The sequence below is a fragment of the Rhizobium sophoriradicis genome, from assembly GCF_025200795.1.
In the GTDB taxonomy this organism is placed as follows: domain Bacteria; phylum Pseudomonadota; class Alphaproteobacteria; order Rhizobiales; family Rhizobiaceae; genus Rhizobium; species Rhizobium sophoriradicis.
Genome location: NZ_CP104153.1, coordinates 421,875 through 435,600, shown reverse-complemented (window position 1 = coordinate 435,600; position 13,726 = coordinate 421,875). Strand labels below are relative to the sequence as shown.

General features: G+C 59.3%; 12 protein-coding genes. 7 read left to right on the top strand and 5 right to left on the bottom strand.

Annotation, left to right across the window (positions count from 1 at the left end):
• Positions 1 to 7 precede the first annotated feature (7 nt).
• Positions 8 to 1,306 (bottom strand): O-antigen ligase family protein, encoded by a 1,299-nt coding sequence (locus N2597_RS24075; protein ID WP_096763306.1) that lies wholly within the window; start codon positions 1,304 to 1,306, stop codon positions 8 to 10.
• Between the two features lie 388 nt (positions 1,307 to 1,694).
• Here N2597_RS24075 and N2597_RS24070 point away from each other — a divergent pair, with 388 nt between their 5' ends.
• The 7 genes from N2597_RS24070 to N2597_RS24040 all read left to right on the top strand — a co-directional run bounded on the left by N2597_RS24070 (position 1,695) and on the right by N2597_RS24040 (position 9,169).
• Positions 1,695 to 1,910 (top strand): hypothetical protein, encoded by a 216-nt coding sequence (locus N2597_RS24070; RefSeq protein ID WP_096763329.1) that lies wholly within the window; start codon positions 1,695 to 1,697, stop codon positions 1,908 to 1,910.
• A gap of 9 nt (positions 1,911 to 1,919) precedes the next feature.
• Positions 1,920 to 2,870, top strand: a complete 951-nt coding sequence (locus tag N2597_RS24065; RefSeq protein ID WP_096763305.1) for a glycosyltransferase family 2 protein — start codon at positions 1,920 to 1,922, stop codon at positions 2,868 to 2,870.
• Complete coding sequence (locus N2597_RS24060) at positions 2,867 to 3,967, top strand: glycosyltransferase family 4 protein (protein WP_096763304.1); 1,101 nt, start codon at positions 2,867 to 2,869, stop codon at positions 3,965 to 3,967. Before N2597_RS24065 ends, N2597_RS24060 begins: the two co-directional genes overlap by 4 nt.
• Positions 3,961 to 5,103, top strand: a complete 1,143-nt coding sequence (locus tag N2597_RS24055; protein ID WP_096763303.1) for a glycosyltransferase family 4 protein — start codon at positions 3,961 to 3,963, stop codon at positions 5,101 to 5,103. Before N2597_RS24060 ends, N2597_RS24055 begins: the two co-directional genes overlap by 7 nt.
• Positions 5,100 to 7,367, top strand: coding sequence for a GumC family protein (locus N2597_RS24050; RefSeq protein ID WP_183595838.1), 2,268 nt, complete (start codon positions 5,100 to 5,102; stop codon positions 7,365 to 7,367). The genes N2597_RS24055 and N2597_RS24050 overlap by 4 nt, the downstream gene beginning before the upstream one ends.
• A gap of 34 nt (positions 7,368 to 7,401) precedes the next feature.
• Positions 7,402 to 8,505, top strand: a complete 1,104-nt coding sequence (gene gmd / locus N2597_RS24045) for a GDP-mannose 4,6-dehydratase (RefSeq protein WP_096763302.1) — start codon at positions 7,402 to 7,404, stop codon at positions 8,503 to 8,505.
• A 406-nt stretch (positions 8,506 to 8,911) separates the two neighbouring features.
• Positions 8,912 to 9,169 (top strand): hypothetical protein, encoded by a 258-nt coding sequence (locus N2597_RS24040; protein WP_009995491.1) that lies wholly within the window; start codon positions 8,912 to 8,914, stop codon positions 9,167 to 9,169.
• A 184-nt stretch (positions 9,170 to 9,353) separates the two neighbouring features.
• On the opposite strand, the gene N2597_RS24035 is transcribed toward N2597_RS24040, so the two are convergent.
• The 4 genes from N2597_RS24035 to N2597_RS24020 are packed head-to-tail and all read right to left on the bottom strand — an operon-like array spanning position 9,354 to position 13,725.
• Positions 9,354 to 10,397: a UDP-glucuronic acid decarboxylase family protein gene (locus N2597_RS24035; protein ID WP_183595836.1), complete on the bottom strand. Its 1,044-nt coding sequence runs from the start codon at positions 10,395 to 10,397 to the stop codon at positions 9,354 to 9,356.
• A 12-nt stretch (positions 10,398 to 10,409) separates the two neighbouring features.
• Complete coding sequence (locus tag N2597_RS24030; protein WP_183595834.1) at positions 10,410 to 11,510, bottom strand: CgeB family protein; 1,101 nt, start codon at positions 11,508 to 11,510, stop codon at positions 10,410 to 10,412.
• Positions 11,507 to 12,598 carry a CgeB family protein gene (locus N2597_RS24025; RefSeq protein ID WP_096763299.1) on the bottom strand — a complete coding sequence of 364 codons (1,092 nt, stop codon included), beginning with the start codon at positions 12,596 to 12,598 and terminating at the stop codon, positions 11,507 to 11,509. Before N2597_RS24025 ends, N2597_RS24030 begins: the two co-directional genes overlap by 4 nt.
• On the bottom strand, positions 12,595 to 13,725 hold the full coding sequence (locus N2597_RS24020) for a CgeB family protein (RefSeq protein WP_183595832.1): 1,131 nt from the start codon (positions 13,723 to 13,725) through the stop codon (positions 12,595 to 12,597). Before N2597_RS24020 ends, N2597_RS24025 begins: the two co-directional genes overlap by 4 nt.
• Position 13,726: the final 1 nt, after the last annotated feature.

The following is a 13,726-nucleotide window of genomic DNA, read 5'->3' as shown; positions in this document are numbered from 1 at the left end:
AACCCTCTCATACGGCCACGCGAGACGCCTGCCAAGATGGCGAAGGGCTGCTCGAAACGACGGGCGCGTATAGCGAAAACATGATGATGGCTGTGGTGAACAGGATGAAGATCGCGTCATTCTGAACCAAGAAAATACTCTCGGTCAGATTCATCACCAGGATCATGATCGTAAGGACATTGAGCCAGAGCCATCCATACTGCGCATCATAACAATGAAGGAAAGCGCCCTGGCGGATTGCATGGGGAAGCATCAGGGCAAACGGGATCATTCCCATTACTCCAAAGCTTAACAAGATATCGCGATATCCATTATGTGAGTGGGGCGCGGCCCATCCTATCTTTGTCCAGATGTGCGTCGCTTCGGGGTTCGCGTCCGTCCAGAATGCCTGGTAACCATAACCGAGCAGCCAACGATCGGATATCTCGCGATCAACCAGCTCCCATAATGGCACCCGACCCGTCAACGTCGCGTCCTTGCCGAGCGCTTCAAGGGCCGGAACCAGGAATTCGTGAAGCGAAATCAGAATGCCGACAGACAGCTGAATGAAAAACAGGACGATGACTATGCGGCCAATGCTGCTGCTTCTTTGCAGGAGGGAATAAAAGCCGATCAGGCAAAACGCGACTATCGTCGCAATGATTGCGGTCATCGATCCGGAGCTCGCCAGGCAGATGATACCCGCGGCCAACAGGATGAACGCGGTTCGCCGCAAGCCGAGCTTGTCGTCGATCAGCACGGCGGTCGCCACCAAGATCATCAGCGACGCGTACCAGCCAAGCACGTTCTTGTGAACGAAGACTCCCCGCATCGCTCCATCCGGCATAGTGGCGAGGGCTGGTGACACCACAGAGATAACCACACTGAGGAGGATACAGGCTCCCAGGGTCGTAAATAACAGGAACAGCAACTGCCTTGGCGTGAAACGGATCGCCAGGATGTAGGAAAGAAGCACGCAAAACAAAAGGCCGATTGCGCGCCTCAAGGTCGATGAAGGTCCTATTGACCACAAGGTCGACAAAAACGGCAGGGCGAGGATCAGGGGAACAATCAGATTTCGCCTGACCGCCGTTAGAAATTGCGGAAAATTGCGTATCAGGACCAAGATTGTAAATGCATATATTGGAAGGCAAGGAAGCCGCAGTATAGATTTGGCAGATTCGCTGAGCGTTCCGTCCGCATCTGACAGCATAAGTGGCAGAAGGGCGCCTGTCTGAAAAAAAAGGGATATGCCGGCGCCCCAGCATTCTATGGCCCGCCAACTGATGGTTGGTCCGCTGGCAGTTCTGAGGCTAGCTACTCCCATGATCCGTTCCGACTGAGTTGAACAGACAAGCGACTCTTGATCCGACGGATCAAAACAACAGGTCTCGGCCTTTTGCGGCACTGCTTTCAAGCAATCATCCGGCCACATCAACAGTCAACCTGTCCTAGGGAAGGGCCGGCTACGCCTAATGCACCCTCTCTCCACCCAAAGGCGATGTTGTGGTTAAGCTCCGAGCTTGCATTACCCCAAAGGCGGGTCGTCATGCCCGCATGATTGCCCTTAAGAGCAGATGTTGCGCATGTCCGTTCACCGGTACCGTGGCGACGATGTCTTGTGAATCGTGGTGAAGCCGCGCTCCACTGGACTGAGGCAACAATTCTGGCAGAGGCTGTTTCTGCAGTCGAAGCCTGCAAGGTTTAGGATTGCTATGTTCCTGCGTCATGATCCTAGTTCTCCATCCAACGCCACCGGCGCAGCACTCGTTGCGGCGATCTCATTGGCTCCGCGCCAGGCGCTGTTCGGTCGACGCGGTACTTTGGATATCGCCATCACCAGGGCACTAAACTTCGGCGGCTGCGTGACCGTCGGCCTCCTGCGCAACTTTGCGCCGCTGCAGAGCGGCGCATGGCGACAACCTACCTGAGGGGGCGTCATGGAACGGCCGACCCTCAGTGTCCTCATCAACAATTACAACTACGCACGCTTTGTCGGGCGGGCGATAGACAGCGTGTTGAGCCAAGCCGAGGGCAACGTCGAGATAATCGTCGTCGATGACGGATCTACCGACCACTCGCGCTCCGTTCTGGAAGCATACGGCAACCGGGTGAAGGTGATCTTTCAGGAGAACGCCGGACAGGCCGCTGCGATCAATGCCGCGGTAGGATCGAGCACCGGCGAGATCCTCTGTTTTCTGGATGCCGACGACTGGTGGGCACCGAGCAAGCTATCAGCGACCGCTGCAGCGTTTCGCGCGAACCCCCAAGCATCGCTCGTCTATCATCGACTGCAGCCGACGCTTGTCGATGGCACGCCGACGTCCAAGCCAATCCCTCGAACCCTCTGTTCGGGCGCGTTGTCGTCGCTGCTCACACGCTCTGCAGGTTGGTGGCCATTCCCGATGACGTCGGCGGTCGCGGTACGACGCAGCGCTTGGGAGGCTGCGGGCAACATTCCAGAACAGTTCCGCATATCGGCCGACGCCTGGCTCGTGGGAATCTATCCGTTTCTGGGGGATGTGATCGCCATGCCGGATCCGCTTGGATTCTACCGCATCCACAATAACAATTGGTATCGCCCCACCGAAGATGCCGCGACGCTTAGGAGACGGATGACGCACTGGCAGCATACTGTTGAAGCAACGAACCTGTTTCTCTCAACTCATGAACTGCCGGCAAGACTACATCTGAGGGATCACTATCCCTATCGCGTTGCGTCGGCAAAGCTGCAGGGCGCCGATGCGCTCACGCGGTTAAAGCTTGCCATCGAAGGCCTCTTCTTTGCCGGCGAGCCGAACCTGCTCAGGCGGACGCGCGACAGCTTGCGCTCGGCGCGCGGCCTGTCGCGGCTCGGTCTGGATGTGGCCTTGCCGGGGGTAGCGCAATGAAGGCGCTGCTATTGGTGTCCGAACTGGAAGACTATACCATTTCCTTTGCCAGCGGCGTTGCTCAGCACCTCGATGTTGTGCTTGCCGTGCCGCGCCGGCGCTATGCACATCTCGCCTCTTCCTTCGACCCGGCTGTCGATCTGCACCTTCTGGACTGGCCGAGACACCGTTCTCTCTCCAATCCGTGGTTCCTGTACCAGCTCACGCGCCTGATCCGGCGCGAACAGCCGAACCTCATTCATCTCCTCAGCAATTCGACGCTTTGGCTGAACCTCGCCGTTCCGTTCTGGCGCCCTATCCCGCTTGTGACGACGATCCATGACGTCGAAATCCATCCGGGCGACGCCGATACGCGTACCTTGCCTGGCTGGGCTCCCGAACTGATGGTGAAGCAATCCGGACACCTCGTCGTGCATGGCGAGGGGCTGAAGCGGATGGTCCTCGACCGATATGCAAAATCGCCGGACCACGTCCATGTTCTTTCGCATCCCTCCATCCTTCGCTATGCGGAGCTCGCCCGGCGACAGAAGTTGACGGCGCGCGAAGCGGATGGAACGATACGCGTCCTGCTGTTCGGACGGATATTCGCCTATAAGGGTCTGGAACATCTGGTCCGGGCCGAAGCGATGCTCAAGGACGCGCTTCCTAACCTGCGCGTCACGGTCGCGGGCCGTGGCGACAATCCGGCGATATTCCTGCCGCTTATGGGGGATGCCGACCGCTATGATATTCGCAATCGTTTTATCGAAGATGCAGAGGTCGCCCAGCTTTTCCTGGACACCGACATCGTCGTGCTTCCCTATACGGAAGCCTCCCAAAGCGGCGTGCTCAACCTTGCCGCCGCATTCGGCAAACCTGTCATCGTTACTGACGTCGGCGAGTTGCGGGATACCGTTGAGCCCAACGGGTTGGGGATAGTGGTCCCCCCCGGTGACGCCAAAGAGCTCGCGGCAGCGATCAGGACATTGGCAGACAACGGCGAGCTCAGAACCAGGTTGGGCGCCAATGCGCTCGAATGGGCCAAGGGGCCGAATTCGCCTGAACGGGTCGGCGGCCGGGCCGCGGCAGTTTATCGGGAGGTGGTCGGGTCATGCTGATGGAAGCCCTCACAGACAGAAGCCGGCCAGCGGCCCGCAGCGCGGCTAGCGTCCGCCATTATCTTCCGGGCGGCTGCGAGAACGGCGGCGGCATCGGCAGGCTTGTCGGCTATATAATAGAGACGGCGAAAGAGACCGGCGCGAAGCATTTCGTCACCGATACAAGAGGGGCTCGATGGTCCAAACTGACTTCGCCGGCGCGACTGGTCGGGGCCATCCTGACAATGGCAAAGGACCGGATCGTTGCGCCTGACCGCATTCACCATATCCACATCGCTGGCCGCGGCAGCACTTCTCGCAAACTGATCCTGACCGAGGCTGCCCGCCTATTAGGGTGCTGCCACATATTGCACCTTCACGACTACGATTACGCCGGCGATTTCGCGCAACGCTCGCCGCGTCAACAACGGCTCATACGTCGGATGTTTCAGAATGCCGACCGTGTCGTGGCGCTGGGCCAGCGCGATCGCGCAACGCTGACGACCCTTCTGGGTGTCGACGAGCGCCGTGCGGTCGTCGCCCATAATTGCGTCCCCGATCCCGGGACGCATAATATTTGCGACGGCGGGACACCGCTGATCGTATTCCTCGGCCGGTTGAGCGAACGCAAGGGGGTAACGGAGCTTCTATCGGCCCTGAACCACCCGCTTATGAAAGAACTCCGGTGGCGGGCCGTACTGGCCGGCGATGGTCCTGTCGAGCATTATCGCCGTCTGGCTGACGCCATGACGCTTTCCGATCGGGTCGAGATGCCCGGCTGGCTTGACGCCGGTGAGGCGCGAGCCTTGTGCGCCCGTGCAGATATTCTGGTCCTGCCGTCGCACGCCGAAGGGCTCGCAATGGCCGTGCTCGAAGGACTGTCCCATGGGCTCGCCGTCGTAACGACGCGTGTTGGGGCGCATGAGGAAGTCATTACCGATGGTGAGACGGGGATTTTCGTGCCGGTGGGAGACCAGAATGCCCTGGCCGCAGCTTTGGCAAAGCTGGTGTCTGACCGAGAATTGTGCATCCGCCTCTCCGTCCAGGGGCGCGCGCATTATGTCAACTATTTCAGCATGATGGTCTATATGCGCTCGCTTGAAAAACTTTACGATACCGTATCCGCGAAACACCAAGGATGGGCTGCCGCACGATGACGATTTCCACTGTTCCGCCGGACCGCAACCTTCCGATCTCGCCAATGCGGTATGATCCTCGCGCTCAGGTCGAGACCAAGGCGGATAACCTAGACCTCGCATCCGCCTTTCGTATGCTGCGGCGAAGAATGGTCTTGATCATTGCGATAACCTTGCTGCTGGTGGCGCCCGCGGCGATTATGATCTCTGGGTTGAAGCCCACCTATCAGGCCTCTGCCCGATTGATCGTCCACCAGCCTCTCGCGACATCACTTGGTGCGGAGGATACCAGCCGCGGCAACCCGCTTGACGTGAAATCGGAGACTGAGCGGCTTTTATCCAGAAGTATTGCAGAGCGAGTCGTGCGCGAAATGCGGCTTAACATGCGGGAGGAGTTCAATCCAGCGCTGCGGAAGGTCTCGTTCTTTGAGAGTATCCGGGCAAACCTGCGAGGCCTGTTCGACACGGAAAAGCCCGCTTCAACGGCACGAGACAGCATCGAAGCCACTATCCGGGAATATTATCAAGCACTCGGAGTGTGGCACGAAGAGAGGAGCGAAGTTATCCAGATCAGCTTCACGGCAAATGATGCTGAACTCGCAGCCGCTGTTCCTAACCGTGTCGTCAGCATTTATCTCGACGAGCGGAAGGGCAGTGTCAGTGCCCGCCTGGATGCAGCGGAAACATGGATCCGACAGCGCATTGCCGAACAGAAGGGTCGCGCGGTTATCGCTCGCGACGCTGCCCGCAACTATCAAGAATCGATGGACATCCTCTCGAAAGAGGACGCTCAGGATGAACGTATCAAAACCCTCCTGGAACTCACCGGGCGCGAAGGTAAAATCGAGGAAAGCCGGCTTGAGGTAAAAGCGACGATATCGGCGCTGGAAACCGCAGATAACCCTTCGGCTGCGGTGCAGAACATCGCCGTCCCCGATAGCATCTCAATGAAGCAACGCGATCTTCGCGCACAGGAGGAAGATCTTTCCCGTCTGCTTGAGCTATATGACAGCAATGCCGAGGCAGTGGTGGATTTACGCAGGAAGATCGAACAATCCCGTATCGATCTCGACCTCGCAACCAAGCAATATCTCCAATCAATGCGCGCCAAGCTTGCCGCCCTTGATCATGAAGCCAACGCAGTGCAATCCATCTTGGCTGTCGCTAAGGAAAAACGCACACGCGATGCCCTGGCGCAGACCGAATTGACACGACTGCAGCGTATTGCCGAAAACGAGCAAGCCGCACTCGACAAGCTTGAGGACCAGCGTCGGGACCTCGCCGCCAAGGCCACACTGCCGGGCGCGGAATTGGAGGTTTTCTCACCGGCTTCGGTGCCGCTCGTGTCACAGGGACGCGGAAGGCTCTTCTATCTGGTGGGCGCCCTCCTGGCTGCAATCTCGGCAGCCGTGACCGCTGCTTTCGTACTCGAGATGTGGGACCAGTCCGTCCGGAGTTTCGATCAGATAGCAGGAATGGCCCGCACGATACCGGCAGGACTTATTCCACGGCTGGCGCGGAGGGAAAATCCAAAGACGATTTTCAGACTTGTGCAGGTCCCGATGTTTGACGAAGCACTCCGTACCGTGATCCTGACACTCAAACAGTCCAACGGCGGCAAGGTGCCGAACAGTATCGTCGTTACGTCGGCTCACAGCGGAGAAGGCAAGTCGCTTGTCGCAAGATCGCTGGCTATCGAACTCTCCGCCGCCGGAATTCCAGTACTGCTGGTCGATGGCGACCTTCGACGCGGGGAACTCGAGTCGTTCTTCAGGTCGGGGCTACAGCAGGGTTTGAACGAATACCTGAACGGCCAGGCAGATATCCGCGACATCGTCTACCACCATCCAAGCGGTATCGACTTCATTCCATCTGGCAAATTCAGTCTGCAGCGACGCGTTCGTCCGAACGGCCTGGCAGATATCATCGAGGTGGCGGGCGCGGCCGGCCGGATTGTCATCTTCGATAGCGCGCCCGTGCTCGCCTCGACAGACACCGTGCTTCTGACTGCGCTCGCGGAAAGAACACTGGCCGTTGTCAGATGGGGGAAGACGAGCCGTCGCGCGGTCGAGTTCAGCCTGCAGCAAATGAAAAGCCCGCGAAATTCGGAAATCCTTGTCGCGATCAACAATGTAAGCCCCGACAAACACGCGCTGTATAATTTCAGTGATTCAGAGCGTTTCTCCAAATCTCTGATGAAATATTACCAGCCTCACACCGATGATACTCCGAGAACTATAATTGATAATATATTTTCTTTGAAATCGAAGATAATACATAAATGAACTGCCGCACTATTGTTCGAGTTGGAGGGCAATCATGGATATGGGTATGACAAAGAACCAAAAAGTTGCACTGATTACGGGCATAACAGGTCAGGACGGTGCGTATCTGGCCGAAATGCTCCTGGACAAGGGCTATATCGTTCACGGCCTCAAACGGCGCTCATCGTCCTTCAACACCAGTCGTATCGAGCATCTGTACGAGGATCCCCATGTCGAGAATCCTCGCTTCATTTTGCACTTCGGGGATATGACGGATTCGACCAATCTCATCCGCGTCATCCAGGAAACGCAGCCGGACGAGATTTATAATCTCGCCGCACAGAGCCACGTTCAAGTTTCGTTCGAGACACCGGAATATACCGCAAACGCAGATGGAACCGGCACCCTGCGGCTGCTCGAAGCAATTCGCCTCCTGGGGCTGACCAAGAAGACGCGCTTCTACCAAGCGTCCACCTCGGAGCTCTATGGCAAAGTCCAAGAAGTGCCGCAGAGCGAAACGACGCCTTTCTACCCTCGATCACCCTATGCTGCAGCCAAGCTCTATGCCTATTGGATCGTGGTCAATTATCGCGAAGCGTACGGCATGCATGCTTCGAACGGCATCCTGTTCAATCATGAAAGCCCGATCCGCGGAGAAACTTTCGTTACCCGCAAGATCACGCGGGCGGCGGCGGCGATCCATCTTGGATTGCAGGACCGGCTCTATCTCGGCAATTTGGATGCCAAGCGCGACTGGGGACATGCTCGCGAATATGTCCGCGGCATGTGGCTGATGCTGCAACAGGACGAACCGGGGGACTATGTCCTTGCGACCGGCGAGACGCATTCGGTGCGTTCCTTCGTCGAAAAGGCTTTTGCCAAGGTGGGCATGCCGATTGATTGGCGTGGGAACGGGATCGAGGAAAAGGGATTCGACAAGACTTCAGGTCAGTGTGTCGTGGAGATCGATCCGGCCTACTTCCGCCCGACCGAAGTTGATCTTCTGATTGGCGATCCGACGAAGGCGCACACGACGCTTGGCTGGAAACACGAGACCAGTCTCGATCAGCTGATCGCGGAAATGGTTCGCGAGGATCTGAAAGTCATGGCGCGAAATGTTCCTTCCGTCGGTGTGACCAAAGGTTTTGCTTACGCCTAAGGTATTTGCAGCCTTGCCGGAAAAAGGGTCGATATTGCGGGTCACGGCCGCAAAGGTCGCTTCTGAACTGCCGCGCTTGCCGCAATCTCAGCCTTTGCGCCAACCTTCTGCCCCCCGCAATAGGCCGATGATCCGGTCCTGTTCCGGCGAGCCGTCGTTCTCGCCTCTCATCCGTAATCGCTTCTTTCCTGCGTCCTTAACGGGCCGACCCCATTTTCAAGATGACGGGCGGCGACTGGGACATCAGCCCTAACGCACGCCTCTGAGGCGGCGACGCAACAACGCTCCTGGCGCCAATGAGACTGCTCGAGCCAGGATCGAAGGGAACGAAATCGAGACGGTCTGGTTAGGCCGGAGAAGAGCCGCCTGTCGAGCCCCGGCGATGAGGCGAGCCTAGGAGCGCGTCGTGAATGTTTTAAGCTTCCCCGGCAGGAAAGAGCGCCGCGACAATCCGGATCGCGCTTTCGTAAGCACCGACGCGGATGAGCGACGGCTCTACAGATTCGCCCTTCAGTACGAGATGGATGGAAAGAGTTGGGCGACCGAAGTCTGGGCCTATTCGCTGAAAGACGCCGAAGATCGCGTCGCTGCCATGCGACGATCGCTGACGATGTGCGGCCAGCTCTATGCCGAGGTGGAGGCCGATGCTCCAACACAAATCTAAGCGCATGTAACGCGGCTGGGCCGGCTTCCACTCATCTTTCCGGGATCGGGGACTGGCGTGGCCCGCATGACGCTTCCCTGGTTGGCAGGGGAATAGCTTGTTTCTCGGGGAGCTCGGCGAGCGAAGTAACGGGCGGTGCGGCGTTTCCAAGCAAGGTTGGTCATCCTTCGCACCTCAGTTTCCATCAGCTTTGCGCGGGGGCCGCCTGCGAAACAGCGACGTTCCGTGGCCGGCGGGGCGCCGCTGCGCGCCGCGCACGGCCACCGAGACTATTGGCAAACCACTCCACCGTGTATCCAAGACCTTCGGCAAGCGGCACCGTCGGCCGCCAGGCGAGAAGGTCCGTCGCCCGGGAAATATCAGGACGGCGGCGCTGCGGGTCGTCCTTCGGCAGCGGCCTGTAGACGATGACGGTCTGTCTCGGCACCATTGAACGGATCATCTGGGCCAGTTCGTTGATGGTGAATTCGCCGGGGTTGCCGAGATTGACCGGCATTCCGGGATTAGGCGTGACATCCATCAGCGCCATAAGACCGCCGACCAGATCGCTGATATAGCAGAATGATCGCGTCTGCATGCCGCTCCCATAGATGGTAAGGGGTTTTCCCGAAAGCGCCTGGACGATCAGGTTGGAAACGATACGGCCATCATTCGCCTGCATGCGCGGCCCATAGGTGTTGAAAATACGCGCAACCCGAGCATCGACGCGACGGGCACGCAACATGTCGAAGCAAAGCGCTTCCGCCGCGCGCTTCCCCTCGTCATAGCAGGCCCGCGGTCCGGTGCAGCTGACATTGCCCCGGTAATCCTCACGTTGCGGATGTTCGGCCGGATCGCCGTAGACCTCACTGGTCGAGGCCTGGAGGAAAGACGCGGCATGCCGTTCGGCCAGCGCCAGCAGGTTGCCTGTACCGGCGACACAAGTCATCATCGTGTGGACGGGGTCTGCCTGATACTGCGGCGGCGACGCGGCGCAGGCCAGATTGTAGATCTGGTCAAGCGGCTCGCCGATGTCCAGGACTTCGCAAACATCCTGTTCCACGAGCCGGAAGCGCGGATGGTTCGTCAATGGCCGGACATTGTCGCGCGAGCCAGTGATATAGCTGTCGACGCAAATGACGGAATCGCCACGGGCGAGGAGCGCATCGCAAACATGCGAACCGACAAAACCGGCACCTCCTGCCACCAGAACTGTCTTGCCTTTACCGCGACGATTTCCCTGCAGCATCGATACTCTCCTTCAGGCTGAGATACGCTCGTAAACTGGATTTACCGGTAGCTCCGAAAGGGTCCGGGCAAATTCGCTCGCACGGGCGAGACCGGTATGGCCGTCCATCACGCGTCTTCTGGCGGCAGCGGCGATTGCCACACGCTCGCTGTCGGCAAGCTCAGTCAGGACTGCGACGACATCTTCCGGCCCGCGGGCGATGATCAAAGCTTCGCCATCCGGCAGCAACTGGTCCAGCCCCTGCCAGAAATCGCTGATAACAGGCGTTCCGCAGGCGGCGGCTTCGAACAGGCGCACGCTCGGAGACCAGCCGGCAGCGATCATGTCCGAGCGGGTCACGTTCAAGGTGAACCGTTGCCGCGTGTAAAAGCTTGCGTGCGCGGCAGGCGCCAGGTGTTCGATACGCTGCACATTGGCCGGCCAGTCGATATCAGCCGGATATCGCGGTCCGGCAACGACAAAGCGCATGGACGGCAGTCGGCGCGCCGGCTCCAGAAGAAGGCGCTCAAGTGTCGGCTGCCTGTCCTGGCTGTATGTCCCGAGGTAGCCGAGATCCCAGCAGTCGGGCTCGCAGGTGTCGGCATAGCGGCTCTCATCCACGGAGCAGTAGAGCGCGATCGCCCGCCGCGCACCGTAACTGCGCTCCAACAAGGTCAACACCGTCCCTCCGGAAAAGGAAAAATAGGCATCGAACAGCAGGATCTGCCTCAGCGCCAGATATTCTTCATCGCCACGGTCGAGCTTTGCGAGGGTGACCGGCGTGTCGATGTCGTAAAAGCAGAACCGTTTCGGCCCGAGCCTTTCGAGTTTGTCAATGAGGGCGACGCCGTCCGGAACATAGGATCCGACGACGACGGCATCGGCCCCGCGCAGCCTGTCTCCATGAAGTCCGATCATGACGTCGATATCGGTATAATAGGCGAGATCGCAGAAATCCGGCGAGACGAGGTCGCGATGACTGGCGTACCAGGGCACGTCGCGTTCAAGGAACAGAATCCGGTGGCCGTCCTGCCGCAAACCCTTGATGAGGGCGCGATAGGTCGTGGCATGACCGTTTCCCCAGGAGGAGGAAAGTGAAAGTCCGAGGAAGACGATATCGAGTGGTTCCGTCATTCGGCCGCCTCCATCCGCGCGCCGAGACGCGCGCGGAAGATTTTGTCCACCACCTCCGCACGATTGACATAGGTGTGCTCTGCGAGCACGCGCATGCGCGCCCTCTGCCCGATCTCCTGCGCGGACCGGCGGGATAACGCCGCAACCAAGGCAGCCACATCCTGCCCGTCGCGCGCGACCAGCACTTCTTCGCCGGGCTTGAGGAAAAGCTCGATACCCTCCCAATGGTCGGTGATGAGGCAGGCGCCGGCGCCGGCCGCTTCGAAGACCCGGGTGGCAGGCGAGAAACCGTTTTCCGCCATGCTGGCGCGCGAGATGTTGAGAACCGCCATAGGGGTTACGTTGAAAGCGTTATGATCCCCTGTCGGCACATGGCCGATATAGCGGACATTTGCGGACATCGGCTTGTCCTGCCAGCCCGAGCCGCCGAGCAGAAAGTTGCGGTCCGGTAGGCGAAACGCCGGCTCCAGGAAGAAGTGCTCGACTCGCGCCTCCCGGTCCGGCAGACGATTGCCGAGAAAAGCGAGATCGGCAGTAAAACGACCCTCCTCCGGCACCGGGTGATGCGTTTGCGGATCGAGCGCATTATAGATCGGCACGCAGTCTGCCGCCCCGACCGAGCGGTACGCGGTCACGACAGGGTCGCCTCCGCCGTAGGTCAGCACCAGATCGATTTCAGCGAGTGCACGCCGCAGCGGGTGATCCGAACATCCCTTCAGTTCGGCGAGCGTTGCGGGCGCGTCGACGTCCCAGAAGATCTTCAGCGCCTGCGTCTGCGCATTACGAAGGACCTCTTCCAGCAGCAGATCGTCTTCGAAACCGACGCCGCTTGCCTTGACGACGATATCGGCCTCAGCCGCTTCGCTCGCAGCGGCCTTCAAGGCGTCGATCGTCCCGTCATAAACGACGACCTTGCACCAGTCCGGCGGATCAATGTCGCGGTGCTTCTGCCGATCGTAGACATCGGGCTCGTAGAAAGTGATGTCGTATCCTTTCGCCGCCAGGGCTCGCAACAGACCGCGATAATAGGTGGCAGCCCCATTCCAGTAGGCGGAGACGAGACTCGAACCGTAAAAGGCGATTTTCATTCGGCTGCCTCCCGAGAGTGCAGATCCTGCGCAACCCTCTTGCTGCCGCAGTGCGCCAGGATCGTGAAAAGTTCGTCGACGCGGTGCCGGCAGGTGTGGCGAGCCTTGATGGTCTCCAGGCCGGCGGCCGTCAGGCTCGCCGCCCGGTCGGCATCGCACAGAAGCTCACGCAGGCTTTTCTTCATCTCCGCGCCGTCGCGAACGACAAGGTAGTCGGTGCCCGCCGCAAATAGGTGCTCGGCGTCGTCCCAGGGCGCCGAGATCAGGGGAATGCCACAAGCGAGCGCCTCGAAGACCCGGATCGTAGGGATGCCCGGCAGGTGCTCGACATATGGCCGGCGCGGAATGTGCACCGTGACCTTGTGGCGGGCAAAGGCGACGGGGACATCGGCGTTGGCGATCCATCCGCCGTAAGCGATGCCGGCAGCGCGCAGGGCATCGAGTGCATGATCGGGATAACGGACCCCGCGAACCGTCGTCTTCAGGCCGAGCTCCATTGCCGGGCGGATCAGGAATTCGGCGATCTCGGCGGAGCGCTCATCATCGCCCCAGTTGCCGATCCAGATGAGATCTCCGATTCTTTCGATCTCGGGCATCGGCCGAAACAGGACCTCGTCCGCCGCCTCGTGCCAGACAAATACAGACTTGCCCCAGCCGGCGCGAAGATAACGTTCGCGCAACGTCTGCCCGAAGGCCAGCACGCCGTCATAGTCCTCGAGTATAAGCGCCGCGATATCGCCTTCAGCGGAAACCGCCCGATGATGCGTGTCATGGAAGAGCAGGGTAAAGGCCGCGCCATTGCGCCGGATGCAGCCGAGACGTTCGACCAGCTGCGGGTCCGTCCATTCGTGGACGATCACCACATCAGCATCGGCCAGTGCTGCTTCATGATCGAAGTCCCTGGCGTAGATCTGCGAGCGGTGCTGCGGAAAGGCCGCATGGAACTTCTCGACCGCAGCCGGGCCTTGATCCCTCAAAAGGTTGGTGCGGCTCCAGGCATCCTCCGGCTCCAATGCCAGCGTCTCATGACCGCGCCGCTGGAGATCGCGCATGACGCCTCGAAGGAAATGCGCGTTGCCATGGTTCCAGTCGGAAATTAGCGAGTGGGTATAAAAAACGAATTTCATG